This is a genomic window from Rhodoligotrophos sp. CJ14, from assembly GCF_038811545.1.
In the GTDB taxonomy this organism is placed as follows: Bacteria; Pseudomonadota; Alphaproteobacteria; order Rhizobiales; family Im1; genus Rhodoligotrophos; species Rhodoligotrophos ferricapiens.
Genome location: NZ_CP133319.1, coordinates 3,246,754 through 3,269,318, shown reverse-complemented (window position 1 = coordinate 3,269,318; position 22,565 = coordinate 3,246,754). Strand labels below are relative to the sequence as shown.

The window sequence follows — 22,565 nt, the reverse complement described above, 5'->3', positions numbered from 1 at the left end:
CGCCCACGCATCCCACGGTAAAGAAGGATTGTGCCTCGTGGACCAGGACGCAAGGCCTGACGGAAAGCCGATAACGATAAAGAAATACGCGAACAGGAGGCTCTACAATACCGCCACCAGCTCCTATGTGACGCTCGATGACTTGGCTGGAATGGTGAAGCAGGGCCTCGATTTCGCGGTGTATGACGCCAAGACCGGCGAGGATATCACCCGCTCGGTGCTCACGCAGATCATCTTCGAGGAGGAGAACAAGGGCGAGCAGAACCTCTTGCCAATCCGGTTCTTGCGTCAGCTCATCCGGTACTATGGCGACAATATGCAATCGCTGGTACCGCGCTACCTGGAGTTCAGCATCGAGGCGCTCTCCAGGGAACAGGAGAATTTCCGCAAGCAGTTCGCGCAGGCGCTCGGCGGGGATCCCTTCAAAATGATCGAGGAACAGACCCGCCACAACATCACGATGTTCGAGAAGGCATTGTCGATGTTCAATCCTTTCGCCGTGCTGTCGGGCGCGCAGCCTGCGGCCGAAAACGAGCAGAAGGCTCCCGACCAGCGCAAACCCGAGACGGCGGACGCAGCGAGTGAGGAAATGCGCCTGCTCAAGGAGCAGTTGAGTGCAATGCAGCGCCAGATCGATGCGCTTGCAAAGCTCAAGCGGTAGGCAGAGGACTTCCCGGCTGGCTTTGAGGCTCGCGCGGGCCACCGGACGAATTGCCGGTCGGAGCCTGGGTGTTGGATAGAGCAGCCGCTGGCTCTTCAGATCTTGCGCGATCGTTAAGGGCGGCACGTGCCGCCAGGCGACTGTTGAGCTCGGCGAGAGCGGCTTTCAGCGATGACACCTCCCGGCGAAGCGGCGCGAGGTCTGCTATTGGCTGCGGCTCTTCCACTGCCGACCCCGCGGCTAAAGGCACCCCAGTTGCCGGCTCAGATGTCATCCGCGCGCAAATCAGATCGATGCCGTAGTCGGCGATCAACTGCGCGTCGGCGTCTTTGTCCAGATCGAGACCAATAATTTCCGCATTGAAGCTGCGGGCGATTTCCATGGCTGTCTTGAGGCGCGCCCGTGTCATCCGCGACCGACTGGCTTCACGAAGGAGCTGGCCATCCAGCCTGACGAATGAGCCAAGGGTCTCATCCATCTGGCTCAATGGAAGCCCGTCGAGGCCGAAATCGCTCAAGGCCACCCTTGCCTTGCGCCGTTGAACATCTTCCAGGAAGGCGCGCACGATCGCCGGATTGACCACCATGGCGGAGATGGGCACATCAATGACCAGTCGTTCCGCCGCATCACCCGCCTCCTGGAGCGCATCGATAATCTGTGCGCGAGCACGGGGCATCTCTATGGTTGCCAGCGAGAATGTCGCGCTCAATGACAGCTCGGGGTCTGCGCTGGCCATCGCCAGGGCTCCACGCAGCACATCGACTTCAACCAGACTGATCAGTCCCAGCTTGCGGCAGATGCCGATCAGCTCCAGCGGGGACGATCCAAAGGGCACGACACCGGCTGGAATATGCGGCACCACATCGTGCATCACCACCGATCCGTCGCCCGGCCGCAGGATGGGCTCGCAGGCGAGGATGATCTGGTTTTCCTGAAGCGCCCGCAGCACGATAGCGGCCTGGTCCAGATTCTGGCGATGTACGCTGGGCCACTTGTCCTGAACATCGCTGGCAAAGAAGCGCCCGGATGCAAGCCCGCGTGCGCGAGAGAGGGCGTGCTCGGCGCTCGTTAGCGCCTGCTTGGCGGTTTCGATCCCCGCATGCAGGCTCACACCGCCAATCGAAACCGTCGCCCAGACGGGGCCGTAGGGGGTGGAGATCACCGTATCCCGAACGGCATCAAGAAATCGCTGGCTGGCGATGCGCATCTCTTCGTCGGCGCAATTCCTGAGCACCAGGGCGAGCTTGTTGCCTGCATAGCGGCCGAGATGGTCGCCCGAGCGCATCACCCTGGCAATGAGCCGACCAACCTTGCGGATGACATTGTCGGCGACATCCGAGCCGAAAATCTCGTTGATCGCCTGCAGATTGTCGACCGACAACATCAGCAGGGCGCTGGTTTCGGCCGAGCTCTTCGCACGCCCCAGGGCGGCGCTCAGCTTTTCGACAATCAACTCCCGGTTCATCAGCCCGGTCAAGGAATCATGTGAGCTCAGATAGCGCAGGCGCTCCTCCTGGCGGCGGCGCTCATCAACCAAACGCACGACGCCGAAGACATGGGCGGGCCGTCCATCGAGACCGGCAAACCACCTGCCGGAGTCCTCAACCCAGATGAGCCGCGAACCACCGGCCGTTTGCCGCAGCCGATACTCGGTCCTGAATGGAACGCCGGCACCGTCATCCGGGTCGGACGACAAGTGGACGGCATCATACCGGCTCGTGGCGCCATCCTGAGCCATGAGGCTCGCATAAGCGAGATTGCTGGCCAGCCAGCGCTCCTCCACGCCGAGAATGGCAGCGGCATTGGCGCTCCAGCTCAGAACATCATTGGGGACGTCCCAGTGATAGGCGGCATAGCCCGCTGCCATCGTGGCGAGCTCGAGATAGCCGCTGCGGGCAAGGCTCGACGTCCATGGAGTGTCGCTGCCAGCCTCGTCCATATCAAAGATATCGACGGGCCGGCCGCCCGGCTCTTCTGAGGTATCCCCGAATTCCGCCACTGCCTCGCTCCCCCCGGCAGACTGACAGCCAGCCGCTTTTGCACGGCCCTGATGGGTGCAGGAATAGGACTATTAGCTTACGAAATCATCGCCAGTGCGTCGCTATGGTTAAAAATCGCTAGCGATTCCCTTGGACTCCCAGTCGCCATAGCGTGTCGGCTCAGGGCCCTGGGGACCGTTCAATTCTTTGGGACGCTTGGGCTGTGGTCGCCGCTCAGCCTGGGCGCGGCGCTCCGCAGCCTCCGCAAGCGCGCGAAGAGCGGCCGGGGGAAGATCGCCGCGAGGGCCAGTGGCATCCGGTTCATCGCTCATGAGTTGCATCCGCTTGCTGTTTGTGCCGGGACAACCAACATATACGGGCACCGACCCGCGGCCTCAAGCCGCGTGGGCCGAAGGACTGTCAACGAGGTTTCGTCAGTACCATGAACTACCTCAAGACCGCCATCCTGCTTGCCGGCATGACCGCGCTCTTCATGGGCGTCGGTGCCGTGATCGGCGGCCAGAACGGCATGCTCATCGCCTTCGTCATGGCGCTGGGCATGAACCTGTTCTCTTACTGGAATTCGGACAAGATGGTCCTGCGGATGTACGGGGCGCAGGAAGTGGATGAGCGCACCGCTCCGGAATATTACGGCATCGTGCGCGAGCTCGCCCAGCGGGCCGGGCTGCCGATGCCCAGGGTCTATGTCATCGACAATCCACAGCCGAATGCCTTCGCCACCGGACGCAATCCGCAGAATGCGGCGGTCGCCGCCTCAACCGGCTTGCTGCAGACGCTGTCGCGCGAGGAAATCGCCGGGGTCATGGCCCATGAGCTTGCTCATATCCGCAATCACGACACTCTGATCATGACGATCACGGCGACGTTTGCGGGCGCCATCTCTATGCTCGCCAATTTCGCGATGTTCTTCGGTGGCAGCCGCGATCGCGACAATCCGTTCGGCGTCGTTGGAACGCTGGTCATGATGATCGTGGCGCCGCTGGCCGCCATGGTGGTGCAGTTGGCCATCAGCCGGACGCGGGAATATGCGGCTGACCGGGCGGGCGCCGAGATCTGTGGTCAGCCGATGTGGCTGGCATCCGCGCTCGCCAAGATTTCGAGCGCGGCGCATCGCATTCCCAATATGGAGGCGGAGACGCATCCGGCGACCGCACATATATTCATCATCAACCCGCTCTCAGGCGCCCGGATGGACAATCTCTTCTCAACCCACCCCAATACCGAGAACCGGATTGCGGCACTTCGCGAGCTGGCCGCACAGATGGGTGGGCGCACCAGCAGCTTCACGGCGGAACCCGCCACTCCCGAACCTGCAACAGGTTCGTGGAGCACCGGCCCATGGGGCAGCGGAGGGCGGCGGCAAGGCCCTTGGGGCTGAGCGAGCCCACGACCCTGATCGCGTGGCGGCTCGAAGCATCCGTTGAACTCGGACTTCACCCGATCTAGACAAGCTGGATGTCGATGCATCAGCGCCGCCGCGCCTCCCCGATACCGCAAGCCGACGGCCTTCTCGTCCGAAGGGAAGCCGCCCGCCTCCTCTCGGCGGTCATGTTCAAGCAGCAACCACTCGATGATCTGCTGGATGACAGCCTTGCGCGAGGGCAAGGGGCCGGGTTCAGCCCGCGTGACCGGGCGCTGCTGCGCGCCATTGTTGCAGTCGCATTAAGGCGCAGAGGGCAGATCGAAGCCCTGCTCAACGGATTTCTTACCCGTGGCCGCCCAAAGCATGATCAGCAGGCTCTGCCGGTCTGGATCACGGCCGCCGCCCAGATCCTGTTCATGCGCGTGCCATCTCACGCGGCGATCGATACGGCGGTAACGCTGATCGGGCAGAATAAAGCGGCTGCGTATCTGAAGGGTCTGACCAATGCCATGCTGAGGCGCATCGCGCGTGAGGGGCCAGATCTCATCAGCACACAAGATGCAGCCCGCCTGAATACTCCGGATTGGCTGTGGGGCAGCTGGGTTTCCCATTATGGCGAGGCGCGGACCCGCAGCGATATCGCATCGGCTCACTTGATAGAGCCGGCGCTTGATCTCACGCCCCGTGACGGGAACACAGCAGAGCTCGCCGGCCGGCTCGGGGGGATCACCTTGCCCACAGGCTCGGTGCGATTGAGCGAGTCGCACGGACGTATCGAGGATCTCGAGGGCTTCGCTGCCGGGGAATGGTGGGTGCAAGATGCGGCAGCCAGCCTGCCAGCGCGCCTCCTGAGGGATGTCAGGGGTAAGCATGTCATCGATCTCTGCGCCGCACCGGGGGGCAAGACCATGCAGCTTGCGGCCGCGGGCGCGAAGGTGACTGCGGTCGACATCTCCGAGGCGCGGCTGGGGCGGCTCAGGGGAAATCTCGCGCGGACAGGCCTTTCGGCCGAGATCGTGTGCGCCAATGCAGAAGACTTTGCGACGGGCGGGCCTGTGGATGCGGTATTGCTCGACGCCCCTTGCTCGGCGACCGGTACGATCCGGCGGCACCCGGACATTCCCTATACCAAGTCGCGGGAGCAAATTACGGCACTGACGAAGCTGCAAAGCGCACTGTTGCGCCGAGCCGTTTCCCTCGTGAAGCCGGGCGGTATCATTGTCTATTGTACCTGCTCTCTCGAGCCTGAAGAGGGAGAACAGATCATCGAGGCGGCGCTCGCCGATGGGTTGCCGGCCGAGCGTGCCGCCATTGGCGCGGAGGAAATCGGAGGCCTGGCGCAGGCGCTGACGGGCTCAGGCGATGTCCGCACACTGCCAGGCATGACCATCGACGAGGATCGTGGCCTTCGGGGCCTCGATGGCTTTTATATCTGCCGCCTGGTTCGGCAATAGGGGCTCGATGATGAGCGGATCCGAGCCGAAGCTATGGATCAAGATCCGGCTCGAGCAAGGCGAGATCGGACCCGGCAAGATCGGTCTGCTCAGAGCGATCGACCATCATAGATCCATTTCCGCCGCCGCAAGGTCGATGAACATGTCATATCGGCGGGCGTGGCTGCTGCTGGACGAGATCAACAAGATCTGCGGCGCGCCACTGGCCGAGACCTTTGCCGGAGGGCATGAGCGGGGCGGTGCCCGGCTCACGCCATTGGGCAGCGAGATCGTTCGCCAGTTCGACGAAATCAGCAAGGCGGCGCAAACCGGCGCTGCAGAGGCAATGGCCGGCTTGCATCGGTTGCTCGAGCGATAGTCTATGCCTCGGCCGTGAGCTTGCCACTGCGCGCGACTGCAGCAAGGCAGGTAAGCTCGAACATGAGATTGGCGGCGTTGATGCAGGTGATCCCGGTCGGGTCCAGCGAGGGCACGACCTCGCAAATGTCGGCGCCGACCACTTTGAGGCCCGTCAGCGCACGTAAGATCATTTGCATGTCGCGCATGCCGATGCCGCCAGGCTCGGGAACGCCGGTGCCCGGCGCATCCTTCGGATCCAGTCCATCGATGTCGATGGTGACATAGGTCTCGGCATCGCCGACCACGCGGCGGATCTCGTCGATCACCGCGGCACGGCCGAGCTGCTCGTATTCGTCCATACTGACCATTCGGATGCCGGCCTCGTGACCGAAGACGATGTCGTCATCACCATAGCGGGTACCGCGTAGCCCGATCTGGATGATGCGCTTTGGATCAAGCAGGCCCTCTTCGACCGCCCTTCGCACGAAAGTGGCATGGTTGCATTTCGTCCCCATGAAGACATCGAAAGTATCGGCATGGGAATCGATCTGAATCAGGCCCAAGGGGCGGTCCTTGGCGATGGCGCGCAGAATGGGCAGCGGCACGGTATGATCGCCGCCAATGGAGATCGGCCAAGCGCCTGCGGCGTGGATGCGCTCGAAGAATTGCTGGATGAGGTCAACGCTGCGCTCGACGCTCAGCGGGTGGGTCGGTGCATCGCCCACATCAGCGATGTTGCACAGCCGGTATGGCGCGACATTGGTGGTGGGATTGACTTGGCGGATCAACCGCGAGGCTTCGCGGACCCCAGCCGGTCCTTGGCGTGCACCGGAGCGGTAGCTCGCACCGAGATCGAGCGGCACTCCGGCGAGGGCGATCTCGAGTGGCGGGGCAATTTCGGCCCGCGCCGCCCGCATGAAGGTTGCAATCTCCGCATAGCGCGGGGTAACGGACGAGTCTACGGGCTGGAAAGCGCGGGATGCTGCCATGATCAATCGCTCCTGCTTTATTGCTGCCCTCCCCTGGGCGAGAAGAGCTTAGCAGGCCGCCGCAAATCCGAAAGCCCTTCGAACACGCCTTTTCCAACGTCGCTGCCGGCACTAGAGAGAACGGCAGCAGCGTCTTAATGTGGACAGCCCAACGACAGGGAGAACGTCGCAGTGAGCTATCAGGATCTCGAGTATGAGAAGGCCGCAGGTATCGTCACGATCTGGCTGAACCGGCCGGAGAAGCTGAACGCGGCGCGGAAGGAGACCCATGACGAGCTGCTGGCGGCGCTGTCGCGGGCCGATGAGGATGATGACGTCCGGGTGGTGGTCGTCAGCGGGCGCGGCAGAGCCTTTTGCGCTGGCACCGACCTGAGCGGCGGCTTCAGCCTGCCATCGGGCGGTGATCCGGCCACAGGCGAGGGCGTGCCGGCCGACCTCGGCGGACGGGTCACCCTGAGGCTCTTCGATATGCGCAAGCCGGTGATCGGTGCGATCAACGGTGTCGCGGTGGGGTTTGGTGCGACCTTCCTTCTGCCCATGGACGTCCGCTTTGCCAGCAGCGAGGCGCGGTTCGGCTTCGTGTTCTCCCGTCGGGGGATCGTCGCAGAATCCTGCTCGAGCTGGTTCCTGCCGCGCCTCGTCGGCATCCCGACGGCGCTCGACTGGATGATCACCGGACGGCTCATATTGGCCGAGGAGGCACTGAAAGCCGGGCTGGTGCAAAAGGTGTTGCCACCCGATCATCTGCTGGCTGAGGCGATGACCCTGGCGCAGGACATTGTCAAGCAAACGGCGCCAGTCTCGGTTGCCGTGAACCGACAGCTCCTCTGGAAGATGATGGGCGCAGACCATCCCCGCATCGCCCATGCGCTGGAATCACGCGCGCTGTCAGCAACATTAGCGCATCCGGATTCCGCTGAGGGAGCGCGCTCATTCGCGGAAAAGCGCCCGGCAGAATTCCGCGGACGCATCAGCGAGGCCGCGTTCATAGACGGCTGGTGGGCCAAATCCTGAGGCAGACCTGCGAAGTCACAAATGCTCCAGGGGCTAAGCTACGTGGCGACAGAGCCTGCCGCCACGTCTTGGCCATCAGGTGCTCGGTGCGGCCCGCGGAGAAGCGGCTCCGGCCGAGGGGGTCTGCTGCACGGAGGGTGACGGAGCCGCCGCGGGAGATGACCCGGTCTGTGGTGCCGTCGCCGGCGAAGGCGTCACCGCAGCGGCTGGCGCGGCAGGCGATACGGCACCCTGGGGCGCAGTGCCCTGCGAAACGTGCTGCTCGATGATGTCACGCAGCTTCTGCTCTTGATCGGGAGCCAGGGAGGTGCGCAGCAAGCGGCCATGGATGCCCTTCAGCTCCTCGAGGACCTTCTCCGGCTGAGCCTTGCGCACCAGAACGAACAGGGCGGAGCTGTTGTTTGGAATGGTATCGGCCAAGGACTTGATGAAACCATCATCAATTCCGTAGTCCATCATCGAGCCCGACAGAGCACCCGTGCCTGCGCCAATAGCGCCGCCCAGTGCGAAGCCTGCGAGCGGATTCAGGAAGAACAGGCCGACAAGAGCACCCCATAAGCCGCCAGAAAGGCCGCCCGAGGCGGCGCCCATGGCAACGAGATTGATGCTCTGCTTGAGCTGGACCTTGCCGTTCGCGTCCCGCACCACGACAACGGCATCCTCCAGATCAATCAGGTGCTCCTTTTTAAGCTGCGTCAGCTTCAGGAGAACACGGTCTGCTTCGGCGGGATCATCAAAGCCGACGACGATGAGTTCGGACATGAAGGGGCTCCTTTCATTCCAGGCTGTTTTCGGCCGCGGCCGGTGCTCGCCGGGATTGTGGCCTTGGAGCTATAAAGAAACTGCAACCAGCCAGTTCCAAGCGGCGGCAGACCCGCGGTGGATAACAAGTTTCTGGAAACAACATTAACGGGCGCCGCCCAATTTCGAGGGGCCGGTATGGGATTGTCTAGACAGGGGCCGCCGCGGTGGTCACCGCACGTGCTGAAATTGGGGATTGCCCGCCGTGCCGGTCACCGCTTAGCTTGCCTCGAGAGCATGGCAATCGCGTCTAGGGAAGAACTGTGCGGAATAATGATATTTCATATAGCAGCCGGGGACGGACAACGGGTGCAGCATGGTAAGGCGGCGGCCGATCATCACCGATACGCCTTGGTACCGGCTTGACATCGGTCTTAGCGACTGGGCCGCTGAGAGCCAGCAGGACCTGCTGCGCTGGTACCAACAGATGCTGCTCATTCGCCGCTTTGAGGAGAAGGTCCTCGATCTGGCCAATGCCGGACTGGTGCACGGCCCTGCCCATGCCAGCATCGGCCAGGAAGCAGGGGCCGTCGGCGCCATGTCGGTGCTCAGCACGCAGGACCGCATCAACGGCACGCACCGTGCTCATCACCAGGTGCTCGCCAAGCTCATCAACGCGCAGACGCCGCAAGATTTCGCTCCGCTCGCCCAGGATTTCACGCCGAGCATGATCGGCACCGTGGAAGGGCTCATGGCCGAAATCATGGGGCTCAAGACCGGATATTGTGGAGGTCGGGGCGGGTCGATGCACATGCGCCACGACGCCTCCGGCATTCCCGGCACCAGCGCAATCATCGGGGGCAATCTTCCCCATGCAGCAGGCTATGCGCTGGCGGACAAGTTGCTGGGGACCGGGCGCATTTCCGTGAGCTTCTTTGGCGATGGCACCCTCATGGCGGGGGTATCGCACGAGGCGATGAATATCGCGGCCCTCTATGACCTGCCCGTCATCTTCTTCCTGGAGAATAATTTCTACGCCGTCTCGACCCACTTGCGGGAGCAGACCCGCGAGACACGGCTGACCTCACGTGGTCCCATGTTCGGGTTTCCCGGCATCGAGGTCGACGGAATGGATATGATTGCCGTCCGGCGTGCGATGCAGGAGGCGCGAGAGATCATCACGGCGAAAGGCGGGCCGGTGCTGATCGAGGCGATCTGCTATCGCTTCCTGCACCAGAGCGGCAGCAGGCCCGGGAGTGAGTTTGGCTATCGCAGCCGCGAGGAAGAGCAGGAATGGCGGGCGCGCGATCCCTTGGCAATCACCGCTTCGCGACTGTCCGAGCTGGGCATGGCGACGGCAGATCAGATGGCGCTGCTGGATGAGCGGGCCAGGGCGGCGGTCGAGGAGGCCGCGGCACGGCTGACGGAACCGGTCCCGAATGGCAATGGCCTGCGCATTCCCGAGCGGCTATGGCCTGATCCCGCCGAGATCGACGAGCATATCCGGGGTGATCTCTCCGAGCTCAAAGGGCAAAGATTTCGAGAGATAGAAAACTTCGCCGCCCATGAGCTGACCCCGACGAAATATATTTCCGCGGCCTCACAGGCCATTGCCCGTGCGATGGAACGCGATCCGCGGATCGTCATCATGGGCGAAGACGTGCATCGATTGCGTGGGGGCGTCAGCGGTGCCACGAAAGGCGCGCTCGAGCGCTGGCCGGAGCGCGTGCTCGCCATGCCGATCGCCGAGAACGGCTTCGTCGGCATCGCCCTCGGCGCGGCGTTGTGTGGCTTGCGGCCGATTGTCGAGATCATGTTTGGCGATTTCTGCCTGGTCGCGGCAGATCAGCTGTTCAATGGCGTCGCCAAGGTCCGGCATATGTTCGGCGGCGGCTTTCCGGTGCCCCTGGTGGTTCGGGTGCGGGTGTCGCCCCATACGGGCTATGGCTCGCAGCATTCCGGCGATCCCTCCGGGCTGTTCGCATTGTTTCCGGGATGGCGGATCGTGGCGCCCTCCACGCCCTTCGATTATGTGGGGCTGATGAACTCGGCCTTGCTGTGCGACGACCCGGTGGTGGTGATCGAACACGTGGCGCTGTTTCAAAGCGAAGGATCCATTCCCACCGATGATCTCGACTATTGCATCCGGTTTGGCAGTGCCCGGCTGGCTCGCAAAGGCAAGGCTTGCACCCTGCTCACGGCGGCAAGCATGGTCGAGACGACGCTCGACGTGGTACAGACCACCGGAATTGACGCCGAGGTCATCGATTTGCGCACGCTGGATCCAACCGGCCTTGATTGGAGCGTGATCGAGGCCTCGGTCAAGCGGACCAATCGGGTCGCCATTGTGGAACAGGTGGCGCGAGGCCTTTCGCTGGGCGGCCGGCTTACACAGGAGATCCAGCGGCGGCTGTTCGATCATCTGGACCACGAAGTGCTGCATGTGACGGGCAGCCTTGCCGCCCCGGTGGTCTCGGCGCCGCTCAACAAGACGGCGCTCGGCGGGCCTGAGAGAATCAGGGACGTTCTCGTGCAGTTAGCAGAGCCGCGCTGGGCAGAAACCCGGGTGGTGGCATGACGGTGCAAGTGGAGGAGGGCACATAATGAAAAGGACACGAAGTCTATTTCTTGCAGGGCTGGTGGCGCTTGCCTTGACGGGGCCATTGCCGGCGGCAGCGCAAAGCGATCAGCCGCTCGTCATCGCGCGGAACATGGATCTCAATTCGCTCGATCCGCATCGCGCGTTCTGCGACACCTGCCAGATCTACAATTCGAGCGTTTACGAGACACTGGTGACGCTCGATGCGAACAACAAGATCGTACCCTTGCTGGCCGAATCCTGGAAGGCAAGCGCCGATCAGAGTGAGTTCACCTTCACGCTTGATGCGGACGCCAAGTTCTCCGACGGCTCGCCCGTCGAGGCCAAAGACGTCAAATGGTCATGGGAGCGGTTGAAGAACCTGAAAGGCAGCGCCGCCTTCCTCATGGGCAATGTCGCAGCCATCGAGACGCCGGACGCGCGGACCGTCGTGGTCAAGATGACGGCGCCAAATTCCGAATTCATCAATATCGCGTCTGCTCCCTATACGGCGATCGTGAATAGCGATGTCGCCATGGCGAATGGCGCGAAGGCGGATGCGGATGCAGCCACGACCGATACAGCCGAAGCCTGGTTTCTGCAGAATTCAGCCGGCAGCGCACCGTTCGTTCTTGAGAAATACGATCCCAATGCCGAGCTGCGCCTCAAACGAAATGATGGTTACTGGGGCACCAAGCCGGCCGTGAGCGGCATCGTCTTCCGCCAGGTGAAGGATGCCGTGGCGCAGGCACAGATGCTGGAAAGCGGTGCGGCCGACATTGCCATGCAGATCGACCCTGATACGGCCAAGACCCTGCAGAATCCTGAGGTCACCGTGAAGACAGTGCCCTCCTACAACTTCATCTATCTCGCGCTTTCACCCGGTGCGAAGGCCAACAAGGTGCCGCTCACGAAGGATGTTCGTGAGGCCTTTGAGTATGCACTGGACCGCAAGGGCATCATCGAGTTCACGATCGGCAATGAGGGCCAGGTGATCACCACCCCGATACCGATCGGCTTTCCCGGCGGCAGCGGCTATCCCGAGCCTGAGTACAATCCGGAAAAGGCAAAGGAGCTGCTGGCCAAGGCAGGTCACCCGGATGGCATCAGCCTGGAAGCGGTGTTCCCGAACCTGAATGCCTATGGCATCGATCTGTCGCTCCTGATGCAAAAGGTGCAGCAGGACCTGGATAAGATCGGCGTCAAGATCGAGCTGAAGCCGGTGCAATTCTCGACCTGGCGCGAGCGGATCAACAGCGAGGGCATCCCACTGACGGCCGTCTTCTATGCGCCCGATTATTACGGCACGGCGCAATATGTCGAATATTTCGGCATGACCGAAGGCAGCCCATGGGCACGGCGCGCCGGGATCAAGGATCCTAAGGATTTCAACCCCAAGGAAGCGGAGCTCTACAAGAAGGCCCTGGCCTCAAGCGGGGAGGAAGCTGCCAAGATCTGGCATGAGATCGGCCTCGAGATGATCAAGGACAGGGTCATCTTCCCGATCGTCAGCCCGAATCTCATCCTGGCTCATCGCAAGGACGTCAAGGGAGTGCGCTATAGTGCGTGCTGCAACTTGCCGCTTGCCGAGCTGAGCCGCTGATCCTGTTCCCCGGCTCCCTGTGCCGCGTGAAGGTGCAGGGAGCCGGGTGACCCTTGGGAATACGGGCGGGACCAGGTGCTACCAGCCCGCCCTCTGCGGCGCGTCGATCCTATCCGCCACTGTTTCCGTTTTCGCTGCCGCGCTCTCTGCTATATGATATAACGTACAGGCGATCCGAAATAACGTGTGAGAGCAATGCAGACCCTCGCCAACTCCCGCGATACCGCCCTGCGTCACCGTGCCGAGGCCGTGATTCCCGGCGGCATGTGGGGACACATGAACGCCAAGACTTTGGGCCCCGCCTATCCGCAATTCTTCGCGCGAGCAGAGGGCTGCCGGCTGTGGGATGTCGACGGACGGGAATATGTGGACCTGATGTGCAGCTGGGGCCCCAATGTTCTCGGCCACCATCACCCGGCTGTGGAAGAGGCCGCCGCACGACAGCGGTCGCTTGGTGATGCGATGAACGGCCCGGCGGAGGTCCTGGTCGATCTGGCAGAATTGCTGGTCGCCACCGTGGCGCATGCCGATTGGGCAATGCTGCAGAAAAACGGAACAGATGCCACGACCTCCTGCGTGACCATCGCGCGGGCGGGGACCGGGCGGCGCAAGGTTCTGGTGGCGCGCGGCTCCTATCACGGTGCTGTGCCATGGTGCACGCCATCCCTGGCGGGCGTCACCGCCGAAGACCGCGCCCACCTCATTCACTTCGACTATAATGACGTGGCAAGCCTCGAGGCGGCGATCGAACAGGCCGGCGATGATCTTGCGGCTGTGCTCATCACGGCGTTCCGCCATGATCTCGGGCGCGACCAGCAGTTGCCGCTGCCCACCTTCGCCAAGCGGGCGCGTGAGCTGTGCACGGCCGCGGATGCAGCTCTCATCATCGATGATGTTCGCGCCGGCTTCCGTATCGATCTCGGCGGCAGCTGGGAACCGCTGGGCGTGCGCCCTGACCTCAGCGCGTTCAGCAAGGCGATTGCCAATGGCTATCCGCTTGCGGCGATCACCGGCACCGACCGTTTCCGCCAAGCGGCAACGCAGGTCTTCGTCACGGGCTCGTTCTGGTATGGCGCGGTGGCGATGTCGGCAGCGATCGCCACGATCGAGACATTGCGGGACACCAAGGCCATCGCCCATATGGAGGCGATGGGACAGATGCTGCGCGAGGGGCTTGGACGGCTCGCAGCAAAGCACGGTATAGGCCTGCGCCAGACCGGGCCTGTGCAGATGCCCATGGTGCTGTTCGACAACGATCCCGATTTCGCGAAAGCCCAGACATTTTGCGCGGCCGCGCTGCGGGCCGGCGCCTATTTTCACCCGAAGCACAATATGTTCCTCTCGGCCGCCCATCAGCCGCGCGACATAGAGGTCGTGTTGGCGGCGGCCGATGCAGGCATGGCAGCCGTCGCGCAAGCGGCCTGACTACACAGAGCAGCGGATCAGCCGGCCGCTTTCGACCGGCGCGCTCCGCTGCCCACGGAATGAGCATCCCGATGCAGCTCCTCGCGGGTGATCTCGCCGGCTTCAAGCTGTCTGAGCAATTGCACCAGCAGCCGCCCGCCCTCCAGCATATCGTTCTGGATATGCTGCCTGACGGCGACCGCATCCCGCGCACGAAGGGCATCGAGTATGTCGAGATGCCGATGGCGGCCGGGATAGGTTGGCCGGGCATTCGGATATTGGTAATTCACGAGCGGCCCGTTCCGCAGCCAGATACCCTCGATGATGGCCAGAAGCTCAGGCCGGCTCGCCACCTTGTAGAGACCATAGTGAAACGCCCAGTTCGCTTTCACCGCATCGAACCAGCGCCCCGATCGCTCCGCCTCGATCAGTTGCTCGTGAAGGGCGGCAAGCTCGGCGATCTCCTCGTCAGTTATGCGGACCGTGGCCGCCTCCGCAGCCATCCCCTCCAGCATCAGACGGATGTCACGGAGCTCGAGATATTGCGAGAGCGTCAGCCCCGCGACGGTGATCGAGCGCGCAGCCTCCATGATGAGGCCCTTTTCGCGGACCAGCTGCATCAAGGCCTCACGCACCGGCGTCTCGGAGACACCGAGACTGGCGGCCAGCTCGCGGATCTTGAAGCGATGCCCGGGCCAGAAACGGCCCTCCATCAAGGCGGAGCGCAGCTCACGGTATACCCGCTCAGTCAGGTTGTCGCGGAGCACACGCCCGACGGCGAAATCATCCCCAGCATCGCTCATGCGCATCTCGCTTCCTCGGTAACTGGTCACAAAGGCAGCAATAGGCGCTTGCCTGTCAAGGCTGGCGCGCAGCAACGGCCGACGGATTGTTCATTATGACAGATCAGCAGCACATCCACGGCCCGATCCTGGGCTGCATCGCGGACGATCTGACCGGCGGGGCGGAACTCGCCTCCATGCTGATCGCCCGCGGTATTCCCACCGGGTTCACCATCGGCGCGGGGACCCCCTTGGCTGAGGGCTGCCACGCCTATGTGATTGCGCTCAAATCCCGTGTGATTCCGGCGGCCGAAGCGGTCACGCATGTGGTCGCTGCAGCGGACAGGCTACTTGAGCAGGGTTGTCGCCAATTCTTCTTCAAATATTGCGCGACCTTCGATTCGACGCCGCGCGGCAATATCGGCCCCTGCGCCGAAGCGCTGCTCGACCATCTGGGTGCGGATTTCACCATGTTCTGCCCGACCCTGTGCGAGGTGGGACGGACGGTCTATCAGGGGCATATGTTCGCCGGTGCCCAGCTTCTCTCGGAATCGCCCAAGCGGCATGATCCGCTGACGCCCATGACCGATAGCAATCTGGTGCGGGTGCTGGCGGCCCAGTCCAAGCGGGCGGTGGGACTTATAGCCTTCCAGGATGTCGATCGCGGGCCTGAGGCGATTCGCGAGCGGATCGAGGCGTTGCGGCGCGCAGGCACACCGCTGGCCATTGTCGATGCAATGCGGGAGCGGGATCTGGAGGTGATCGGCGAGGCTGCAGCGGACCTGCGGCTGATGACCGGGAACTCCTCCGTTGCTGCGCATCTGCCGCCGGCCTGGCGGCGGCGCGGGTGGATTGGCATGCCGGAGATGGCTCCGCTGCCGGGGGTGGAAGGGCGCGCGGCGGTGATTGCCGGCAGCGTAGCCGAGCGCACTGCCGTGCAGCTTGGTGAGTTCGCGCGCAATCATCCCACCATGATGCTCGATCTGCGCCGGGCCATGGAGGGTGAGGATCTCTTGGCGGAGGCTTTAACCTTCGCGCGATCCTTGGCCCCGAACGAGCCCTTGGGCTTCGGGACAGCAATGGCCCCCGACGAAATTGCCAAGCTGCAGGCTCGCTATGGGGTTACCGCAGTGGCTGCGCGTGCCGAGGCCATTCTCTCGGACATCGCGGATCATCTCGTGAGCGAGCTCAAGGTGCGGCGGCTCATCATCTCGGGCGGCGAGACGGCCGGTGCCGTGCTCAAAAGGCTGAAGATCACGCGGCTGCGCATCGGCGCCTATGAAGGTCCCGGCATCTCCCGGGCCGTGACGGAAGATGCCAATCCCATCGCGCTGGTGCTCAAATCGGGCAAGCTTGGCCCGGTCGACATGTTCATCCCGGTGCTGGATGCCATGCGCCGCCCCACCGAGATCACTCCGCTTTATGACAGATGGCCGCCGGCGCAGCGCTGAAGACTGCAGAGCCGATCAGCCGCGCAGCGCCTCGATCTCCTGCTCGGTGAAGCCCCAATCGCGCAACACCTCCTCCGTATGCTGACCCGGCTCGGGCGGCGGTGACTGGATCGCCTCGCGGGTGCGGCTAAAACGTGGCGCAGGCGCTGGCTGAACAACACCGTCCTGCTCCACGAACACACCACGGGCGGCCATGTGCTCGTGCGAGGGCGCCTCGGCCAGCGACATCACCGGCGCGAAACAGATATCGGTTCCTTCCATGATCGCGCACCACTCATCGCGAGTGCGGCTGCGAAACGCGCTGTTGAAAGCCTCCCGCAGCACCGGCCAGTTGTCATGGCCACGATCCCGATACTTGTCGTCCTCAAGGCCTAGCGTCTTCAGGAGAAGGTCATAGAAACGCTGCTCGATGGCGCCAACGGACACGAATTTTCCGTCCTTGGTCTGATAGACATCGTACCAAGGCGCGCCGGAATCGAGCAGATTGTCGGCACGCTGATCCTTCCACAGGCCGGCCCCATACATGCCATAGACTGGCGCACCCAGCGAGGCCGCGCCATCCACCATGGCAGCGTCCACGACCTGGCCCTTGCCGGAGCGGCTCGCCTCGAGCAAGGCACAAACCACGCCGAATGCGAGATACATGGCGCCCCCGCCAAAGTCACCGACAAGATTGAGCGGCGGAACGGGCCGTTCCGCAGGACCAATGGCATGCAGCATGCCGGTCAAGGCGATGTAGTTCAGATCATGGCCCGCGGCCTTTGCCAAAGGACCAGTCTGGCCCCAGCCGGTGACGCGGCCATAGACGAGCTTAGGGTTCACGGTGAGGAGCTCCTCGGGGCCGAGGCCGAGCCGTTCCATAACACCAGGCCTGAAGCCTTCAATCAACGCATCCGCCTGAGCGGCCAGTTTTCTAACGGCCGCAACTGCATCGGGTGATTTGAGATCCAGGGCGACGGAGCGGCGGCCGCGGCCTGAGACATTGTACCTGGCGGGCATGTCGACACCGAGATCGGCCGCGCTCTTGCGATCAATCCGCACAACTTCGGCGCCCATATCGGACAGGAGCATCGCGCAGAACGGTGCAGGACCAATTCCCGCCATCTCGATTACCTTAAATCCCGTCAGTGGTCCCATGGGCGCCCCTCTCCAAATCAGTCACCGGCCGCTTGATCTATTTTCATCAACAACTCTGGTAACGACCGCGGCTGCTACGCGCAAGCCACAGCAGTCCGTGTTCGGTCTCTCCCAACATGCAATTGCCCGGAGACGGCCCTAAATCCGGTGTCCAAGGATGAGCCTGACGAGGCTGAGCCGGTCTACGCCTTCGGAATTATTGCCCAAATCATCAATCTCGCTTATGCGGTTGCGTTTGCTGGTCACAGAGGGCACGTTCATCCTGCCAAGGCGCCGAGAAGACGAGCGACAAAAATCGGTGAGGACGTTCGTAGCGCTTGGTCGAGAACACTTGCTGACGTAACGTCGGCCGATAGAACGAGGGAGGGCAAATGGCCACTGAGGTCATCCTGGCGACCGAGAACCTAACGAAGGAGTTCTTCGGCTTCCGCGCCGTGGATAATGTGACGCTCAAAGTCCACAAGGGTGAGATTCACGCGCTCATTGGCCCCAACGGCGCCGGTAAAACCACCTGCTTCAATCTGCTCACGAAGTTCTTGGCACCATCCAAAGGGACAATCACCTTCAAAGGCCAGAACATCACCGGCCTGAAGGCGGCCGATGTGGCCCGTCTGGGTCTCGTACGGTCGTTCCAGATCTCGGCGGTTTTTCCGCATCTTACGGTTCTCGAGAATGTCCGGATCGCGTTGCAGCGGCTCAGGCGCGGGGACAGTTTCGACTTCTGGCGGTCGGAGAAGCAGCTTCATGTGCTCGATAGCGAAGCAAAGGCGCTGCTCGAATCAGTGGGCCTCAAGGATTACGTGAGCGTCCTGGCGGCTGAACTTTCCTATGGGCGGAAACGGGCCCTCGAAATCGCGACCACCCTCGCGCTCGATCCAGAGATGCTCCTGCTGGACGAGCCCATGGCCGGCATGGGGCAGGAGGATGTGGAGCGCACTGCAGAGCTGATCCGCAAGGTCTCCAAGGATCGCACCATCCTGATGGTGGAGCACAATCTTTCCGTCGTCGCCTCTCTCTCCGACCGCATTACGGTCTTGGCACGCGGGCAGGTCCTCGCCGAGGGCAATTATGCCACGGTGTCAAAGGATCCCCGGGTCATAGAAGCCTATATCGGGGCCGGTCATGCCTGACGTGAGGGTGAGCGGCAATGCATTCACACAACCATTCGCCATGCCTACCGGGGAGATAGCTGCATGACGACCATCTTTGGCGTCCCAACCGCGGGACTGTTCGGGCAGCTGCTCCTGGGTCTGATCAATGGCTCGTTCTACGCCATTCTCAGCTTGGGGCTGGCGGTCATCTTCGGCCTGCTCAACATCATCAATTTTGCTCATGGCGCCCTTTACATGATGGGGGCCTTCGCAGCCTGGATGACGCTGACCTATCTGGGGCTGAATTATTGGTGGGCGCTGATCATCGCGCCGCTGGTGGTGGGGGCGATCGGCATCCTCATCGAACGCACCATGATCGCCCGGATCGCGAAGCTCGACCACCTCTATGGCCTGCTTTTGACTTTCGGCCTTGCCCTCATCATTCAGGGCATTTTCCGCAATTATTACGGTTCGTCCGGCCTGCCCTATGCGGTTCCCTCGCAGCTCGCCGGCGGCCAGAATCTCGGGTTCATGTTCCTGCCCTATTACCGGGGCTGGGTTGTGGTCGCATCCCTCGCGGTTTGCCTTGCCACCTGGTACATGATCGAGAAGACGAAGCTTGGCGCCTATTTGCGGGCGGCCACGGAAAATCCGACCCTGGTGCAGGCTTTCGGCGTGAACGTCCCCCTGCTCATCACGCTGACCTACGGGTTCGGCGTGGCGCTGGCCGCTTTCGCAGGTGTGCTCGCGGCACCGATCTACTCGGTCAATCCGAATATGGGCGTCGACCTCATCATCGTGGTTTTCGCCGTGGTGGTCATCGGCGGCATGGGCTCGATCATGGGCTCGATCATCACCGGTTTTGCCCTCGGGATCATCGAGGGGCTCACGAAGGTGTTCTATCCCGAAGCCTCCTCAACGGTGATCTTCATCATTATGGTCATTGTCCTGCTGGTGAAGCCCACCGGCCTGTTCGGAAGGGGTGCGTGATGTCAGATACCGTCTCCAAGGTATCCACCGCCGGCCCGGCGGTGGTGGGCGAAAGCGAAGCCGCCAGCAGCACGCACCGGCTGTTGTTCGCGATCGTGGCCGTGTTGCTGGTCGTGGCGCCTTTCGTCGCCTACCCCGTCTTCGTGATGAAGCTGCTCTGCTTTGCCTTGTTCGCGATGGCCTTCAACCTGCTGCTTGGCTATGGCGGGTTGCTCTCATTCGGGCATGCGGCCTATTTCGGCATGGCCTCCTACATCTCGGCTTACACGGCGCTGCATTGGAACCTCACTCCTGAACTCTCCATCCTGCTCGGCACGCTCGGCGCCTGCGCGCTCGGCGTCGTGTTCGGGGTGGTGGCCATCCGACGGACAGGCATCTATTTCGCCATGATCACGCTGGCGCTTGCCCAGATGGTCTTTTTCTTTTGCCTGCAGGCGACAGGATTCACGGGCGGCGAGGACGGCATTCAAGGCGTGCCGCGCGGCATGCTGTTCGGCGTGTTCAATCTCCAGCACGATCTCACGCTCTATACCTTCGTGGCGATCGTCTTCCTCATCGGTTTTGCCATCATCTATCGGGTGATCCACTCGCCCTTCGGTCAGGTTCTGAAGGCCATTCGCGAGAACGAGCCACGGGCGATCTCGCTGGGCTATCGCACGACCCGATACAAGCTCGTGGTTTTCATCCTATCGGCGACCCTGAGCGGCCTGGCGGGCGCCACCAAGGCCATCGTGTTCCAGCTCGCCTCGCTCACCGATGTAAGCTTGGGGACATCTGGCGAAGTGGTGCTGATGACACTCATCGGCGGCATGGGCACGGTCTTGGGGCCAATCGTTGGCGCCGGTGTGATTGTCGGCATGTCCAACTACCTGGCATCGCTGGGAAGCTGGGTCACCGTGGTGCAGGGTGCAGTGTTCGTGGTCTGCGTGCTTCTGTTCCGCGAGGGCATCATCGGAGTGCTCAACCGATACGCCAAGACGAAGCTGTAATGAACTCGTGACGGTGAGGCTTCACCCACGACGAAGCCTCACCCCTCCAGAAGCGGCCGCTCGGCCCATTCGTCGGCGCCAATCCCGGTAAGATCGGCCAGACGCGAGAGCCGCTGCTCCGAGAGCTTCTGGAGCAGGCCTTTCTTGATCTCCGTCAGAAGACGTGGTCCCTTGAATGTCAGGGCGGTGTAAAGCTGGATCAGCGACGCACCGGCCCGGACCTTCTCAATTGCCGTCGCGGCGGATGAGACGCCCCCGACCCCGACCAGCAAGATGCGCCCCTCCGTTCTGCGGTATACCCGTGCCAGGGCTCGGGTGGATCGCACAAATAGCGGGCTGCCGGACAATCCTCCCGTTTCAGATCCGTGCATCGAGCGCAGGGGTGGCCGGGTGATTGTCGTGTTGGATATGATCATTCCATCGACACCGCTGCGGAGGCAGGCCAGCGCGACTTCATCAAGGTCTTCATCCGCGAGATCCGGGGATACCTTGACCATGAGGGGAACCGGACGCGCCAGCTTAGCGGCGGCCTCGGCGCGCGCGGACAATACCCGCTCGAGCAGTTCCCGCAATGCCGGGCCTGTCTGAAGATCCCTAAGTCCCGGCGTATTGGGAGAAGAGATATTCACGGTGAGATAGCTAGCCAAACCAGCAAATCGCCTCACCCCGAGAACATAGTCGCCAATTCGATCCGTTGAATCCTTATTGGCGCCGATATTCACACCTATGAACAATTTCCGATCGAGCCGTTCAAGACGTTGGGCCGCACTGTCATGCCCCTGGTTGTTGAACCCCAGCCGATTAATGATCGCCGCATCTTCCTTCAAACGGAAAAGACGAGGTTTCAGGTTGCCGGATTGGGGCTTCGGAGTGACCGTGCCAATTTCTGCGAAGCCAAAGCCGATGGCCATGAGCCTATGGGGCACTTCTCCATCCTTATCAAAACCGGCGGCGAGGCCGATCGGATTGGACAGAGCCTTTCCGAAGGCTTGCGTCGCAAGCCGCGAATCATCCGGCAATGCGCTGGGTATCAGACCGGTTCGCAGGGCCGCGATGGTGAGTTGATGACTTTTCTCTGGATCGAAAGCGTGGAGCAACGGCCGCGCTAAGGCGAACAAATCGGCGGACATGTAGGTTTCAACTCACATCAGTGGACAAAAGAAGGGACTTGGCATAACGGAGACTATCGTAATGGTTGTGTTTACAAAAATTTTCGCTCATTGAATGCACCGGGAGGTAAGGCCCGGGAGACGCCGGGCGCACCCCTCTGAATTGCTCGTTGTCCATTGTCATTTGAATGTCCATGTAGAGAGTACGGTCAATGTTTTTACATGATCACATTTGGTCTGCGATCGATGAGCTCGCCGCGCGAAGCAATATGTCGACCTCAGGATTAGCAAAGTGCTCGGGTCTCGATCCCACCACCTTCAACAAATCAAAGCGCTTCACAGCAGATGGACGGCCGCGCTGGCCGACAACCGAAAGCGTTGCTAAAATTCTCAGGGCGACGGGATCGAATATCGTCGAATTCGCGATGCTCGTGAACGGACATAGCGGTTGCGCCTCTCCGAACAGCTCCATCATTCCCCTCATTGGCCTGGCACAGGTGGAGTCGTCCGGGTATTTCGATACGAAGGGCCTCCCATCCGGCAGCCATTGGGATGCCTTGGCTTTCCCAGGGCTGAGCGATCAGCGTGTATATGCGTTGGAGATCAATGGCAGCGAATACGATCCGATCTATCGCGATGGAGACGTGATCATTATCTCGCCGACAGCCTCCCTGCGCCGAGGCGACCGTATGCTCTACCGGCAGCAAGACGGCAAGGTTTTCATACGGACCCTTTACAGGCAAACGGCCCGCGTGCTGGAGACGACGCCTCTTGACGGCTCCGGTGATCCTACCAGCACGCCGCTCGAGACGATCGAGTGGACCGCGCGTATCGTTTGGACAAGCCAATAACAAAACCGCAAGATCATCC

The 22,565-nt window shown here is 62.1% G+C and carries 19 protein-coding genes and 1 pseudogene; 13 read left to right on the top strand and 7 right to left on the bottom strand.

Annotated features, from left to right (window positions below):
• Window positions 1-37: 37 nt before the first annotated feature.
• Window positions 38-661, top strand: a complete 624-nt coding sequence (gene phaR, locus RCF49_RS15215; RefSeq protein ID WP_342640650.1) for a polyhydroxyalkanoate synthesis repressor PhaR — start codon at window positions 38-40, stop codon at window positions 659-661.
• Here the strand turns inward: phaR and RCF49_RS15210 are convergent.
• Entirely contained in the window at window positions 651-2,660 is a 2,010-nt protein-coding gene (locus RCF49_RS15210; protein ID WP_342640649.1) for a diguanylate cyclase domain-containing protein, read from the bottom strand. The genes phaR and RCF49_RS15210 overlap by 11 nt on opposite strands.
• Before the next feature lie 108 nt (window positions 2,661-2,768).
• Window positions 2,769-2,972: a DUF1674 domain-containing protein gene (locus RCF49_RS15205; protein WP_342640648.1), complete on the bottom strand. Its 204-nt coding sequence runs from the start codon at window positions 2,970-2,972 to the stop codon at window positions 2,769-2,771.
• Window positions 2,973-3,082: 110 nt separating this feature from the next.
• On the opposite strand from RCF49_RS15205, the gene htpX reads away from it, so the two are divergent.
• The 3 genes from htpX (at window position 3,083) to RCF49_RS15190 (ending at window position 5,836) form a co-directional block, all read left to right on the top strand.
• Window positions 3,083-4,039 carry a zinc metalloprotease HtpX gene (htpX, locus tag RCF49_RS15200; RefSeq protein WP_342640647.1) on the top strand — a complete coding sequence of 319 codons (957 nt, stop codon included), beginning with the start codon at window positions 3,083-3,085 and terminating at the stop codon, window positions 4,037-4,039.
• Window positions 4,040-4,116: 77 nt separating this feature from the next.
• Entirely contained in the window at window positions 4,117-5,478 is a 1,362-nt protein-coding gene (locus tag RCF49_RS15195; protein WP_342640646.1) for an RsmB/NOP family class I SAM-dependent RNA methyltransferase, read from the top strand.
• Between the two features lie 7 nt (window positions 5,479-5,485).
• Entirely contained in the window at window positions 5,486-5,836 is a 351-nt protein-coding gene (locus tag RCF49_RS15190; protein ID WP_342640645.1) for a winged helix-turn-helix domain-containing protein, read from the top strand.
• A gap of 1 nt (window position 5,837) precedes the next feature.
• Here the strand turns inward: RCF49_RS15190 and speB are convergent, their stop codons facing one another.
• Window positions 5,838-6,806 carry an agmatinase gene (speB, locus tag RCF49_RS15185; RefSeq protein WP_342640644.1) on the bottom strand — a complete coding sequence of 323 codons (969 nt, stop codon included), beginning with the start codon at window positions 6,804-6,806 and terminating at the stop codon, window positions 5,838-5,840.
• Window positions 6,807-6,977: 171 nt separating this feature from the next.
• Between speB and RCF49_RS15180 the strand changes: the two genes are divergently transcribed.
• Window positions 6,978-7,820: an enoyl-CoA hydratase-related protein gene (locus RCF49_RS15180; protein ID WP_342640643.1), complete on the top strand. Its 843-nt coding sequence runs from the start codon at window positions 6,978-6,980 to the stop codon at window positions 7,818-7,820.
• A 231-nt stretch (window positions 7,821-8,051) separates the two neighbouring features.
• Here the strand turns inward: RCF49_RS15180 and RCF49_RS15175 are convergent.
• Window positions 8,052-8,582: pseudogene (locus RCF49_RS15175) on the bottom strand (DUF1269 domain-containing protein); the annotation flags it as partial.
• 355 nt (window positions 8,583-8,937) lie between these two features.
• Here RCF49_RS15175 and RCF49_RS15170 point away from each other — a divergent pair.
• From RCF49_RS15170 to RCF49_RS15160, 3 genes are all read left to right on the top strand, one after another.
• On the top strand, window positions 8,938-11,139 hold the full coding sequence (locus RCF49_RS15170; protein WP_342640642.1) for a dehydrogenase E1 component subunit alpha/beta: 2,202 nt from the start codon (window positions 8,938-8,940) through the stop codon (window positions 11,137-11,139).
• A 25-nt stretch (window positions 11,140-11,164) separates the two neighbouring features.
• Window positions 11,165-12,742: an ABC transporter substrate-binding protein gene (locus tag RCF49_RS15165; RefSeq protein WP_342640641.1), complete on the top strand. Its 1,578-nt coding sequence runs from the start codon at window positions 11,165-11,167 to the stop codon at window positions 12,740-12,742.
• Between the two features lie 195 nt (window positions 12,743-12,937).
• Entirely contained in the window at window positions 12,938-14,167 is a 1,230-nt protein-coding gene (locus tag RCF49_RS15160; protein WP_342640640.1) for an aminotransferase class III-fold pyridoxal phosphate-dependent enzyme, read from the top strand.
• 17 nt (window positions 14,168-14,184) lie between these two features.
• Here RCF49_RS15160 and RCF49_RS15155 read toward each other — a convergent pair whose 3' ends face one another.
• Window positions 14,185-14,949: a GntR family transcriptional regulator gene (locus RCF49_RS15155; protein WP_342640639.1), complete on the bottom strand. Its 765-nt coding sequence runs from the start codon at window positions 14,947-14,949 to the stop codon at window positions 14,185-14,187.
• Between the two features lie 95 nt (window positions 14,950-15,044).
• On the opposite strand from RCF49_RS15155, the gene otnK reads away from it, so the two are divergent.
• Window positions 15,045-16,379: a 3-oxo-tetronate kinase gene (otnK, locus tag RCF49_RS15150; RefSeq protein ID WP_342640638.1), complete on the top strand. Its 1,335-nt coding sequence runs from the start codon at window positions 15,045-15,047 to the stop codon at window positions 16,377-16,379.
• A gap of 15 nt (window positions 16,380-16,394) precedes the next feature.
• Here the strand turns inward: otnK and RCF49_RS15145 are convergent, their stop codons facing one another.
• Window positions 16,395-17,516, bottom strand: a complete 1,122-nt coding sequence (locus RCF49_RS15145) for a CaiB/BaiF CoA transferase family protein (protein WP_342640637.1) — start codon at window positions 17,514-17,516, stop codon at window positions 16,395-16,397.
• Window positions 17,517-17,887: 371 nt separating this feature from the next.
• Here RCF49_RS15145 and RCF49_RS15140 point away from each other — a divergent pair, with 371 nt between their 5' ends.
• The 3 genes from RCF49_RS15140 (at window position 17,888) to RCF49_RS15130 (ending at window position 20,586) form a co-directional block, all read left to right on the top strand.
• The gene (locus RCF49_RS15140; protein ID WP_342640636.1) at window positions 17,888-18,646 is read left to right on the top strand and encodes an ABC transporter ATP-binding protein; all 759 of its coding nucleotides are present in this window, start codon (window positions 17,888-17,890) and stop codon (window positions 18,644-18,646) included.
• Between the two features lie 63 nt (window positions 18,647-18,709).
• Entirely contained in the window at window positions 18,710-19,597 is an 888-nt protein-coding gene (locus RCF49_RS15135) for a branched-chain amino acid ABC transporter permease (RefSeq protein ID WP_342640635.1), read from the top strand.
• A complete protein-coding gene (locus RCF49_RS15130) occupies window positions 19,597-20,586 on the top strand; it encodes a branched-chain amino acid ABC transporter permease (protein WP_342640634.1) in 990 nt (329 codons plus the stop codon). Before RCF49_RS15135 ends, RCF49_RS15130 begins: the two co-directional genes overlap by 1 nt.
• Before the next feature lie 38 nt (window positions 20,587-20,624).
• Here the strand turns inward: RCF49_RS15130 and RCF49_RS15125 are convergent, their stop codons facing one another.
• Window positions 20,625-21,716, bottom strand: a complete 1,092-nt coding sequence (locus tag RCF49_RS15125) for a quinone-dependent dihydroorotate dehydrogenase (protein ID WP_342640633.1) — start codon at window positions 21,714-21,716, stop codon at window positions 20,625-20,627.
• 191 nt (window positions 21,717-21,907) lie between these two features.
• Here RCF49_RS15125 and RCF49_RS15120 point away from each other — a divergent pair, with 191 nt between their 5' ends.
• Window positions 21,908-22,546 (top strand): S24 family peptidase, encoded by a 639-nt coding sequence (locus RCF49_RS15120; protein ID WP_342640632.1) that lies wholly within the window; start codon window positions 21,908-21,910, stop codon window positions 22,544-22,546.
• Window positions 22,547-22,565 lie beyond the last annotated feature (19 nt).

Bases quoted from the DNA above. Each gene is read 5' to 3' on its own strand.
- RCF49_RS15205 (WP_342640648.1), bottom strand. From the start codon at position 2,972: ATGAGCGATGAACCGGATGCCACTGGCCCTCGCGGCGATCTTCCCCCG.
- htpX (WP_342640647.1), top strand. From the start codon at position 3,083: ATGAACTACCTCAAGACCGCCATCCTGCTTGCCGGCATGACCGCGCTC.
- RCF49_RS15195 (WP_342640646.1), top strand. From the start codon at position 4,117: ATGTCGATGCATCAGCGCCGCCGCGCCTCCCCGATACCGCAAGCCGAC.
- RCF49_RS15190 (WP_342640645.1), top strand. From the start codon at position 5,486: ATGATGAGCGGATCCGAGCCGAAGCTATGGATCAAGATCCGGCTCGAG.
- speB (WP_342640644.1), bottom strand. From the start codon at position 6,806: ATGGCAGCATCCCGCGCTTTCCAGCCCGTAGACTCGTCCGTTACCCCG.
- RCF49_RS15170 (WP_342640642.1), top strand. From the start codon at position 8,938: ATGGTAAGGCGGCGGCCGATCATCACCGATACGCCTTGGTACCGGCTT.
- RCF49_RS15165 (WP_342640641.1), top strand. From the start codon at position 11,165: ATGAAAAGGACACGAAGTCTATTTCTTGCAGGGCTGGTGGCGCTTGCC.
- RCF49_RS15160 (WP_342640640.1), top strand. From the start codon at position 12,938: ATGCAGACCCTCGCCAACTCCCGCGATACCGCCCTGCGTCACCGTGCC.
- RCF49_RS15155 (WP_342640639.1), bottom strand. From the start codon at position 14,949: ATGAGCGATGCTGGGGATGATTTCGCCGTCGGGCGTGTGCTCCGCGAC.
- otnK (WP_342640638.1), top strand. From the start codon at position 15,045: ATGACAGATCAGCAGCACATCCACGGCCCGATCCTGGGCTGCATCGCG.
- RCF49_RS15145 (WP_342640637.1), bottom strand. From the start codon at position 17,516: ATGGGACCACTGACGGGATTTAAGGTAATCGAGATGGCGGGAATTGGT.
- RCF49_RS15140 (WP_342640636.1), top strand. From the start codon at position 17,888: ATGGCCACTGAGGTCATCCTGGCGACCGAGAACCTAACGAAGGAGTTC.
- RCF49_RS15135 (WP_342640635.1), top strand. From the start codon at position 18,710: ATGACGACCATCTTTGGCGTCCCAACCGCGGGACTGTTCGGGCAGCTG.
- RCF49_RS15130 (WP_342640634.1), top strand. From the start codon at position 19,597: ATGTCAGATACCGTCTCCAAGGTATCCACCGCCGGCCCGGCGGTGGTG.
- RCF49_RS15125 (WP_342640633.1), bottom strand. From the start codon at position 21,716: ATGTCCGCCGATTTGTTCGCCTTAGCGCGGCCGTTGCTCCACGCTTTC.
- RCF49_RS15120 (WP_342640632.1), top strand. From the start codon at position 21,908: ATGTTTTTACATGATCACATTTGGTCTGCGATCGATGAGCTCGCCGCG.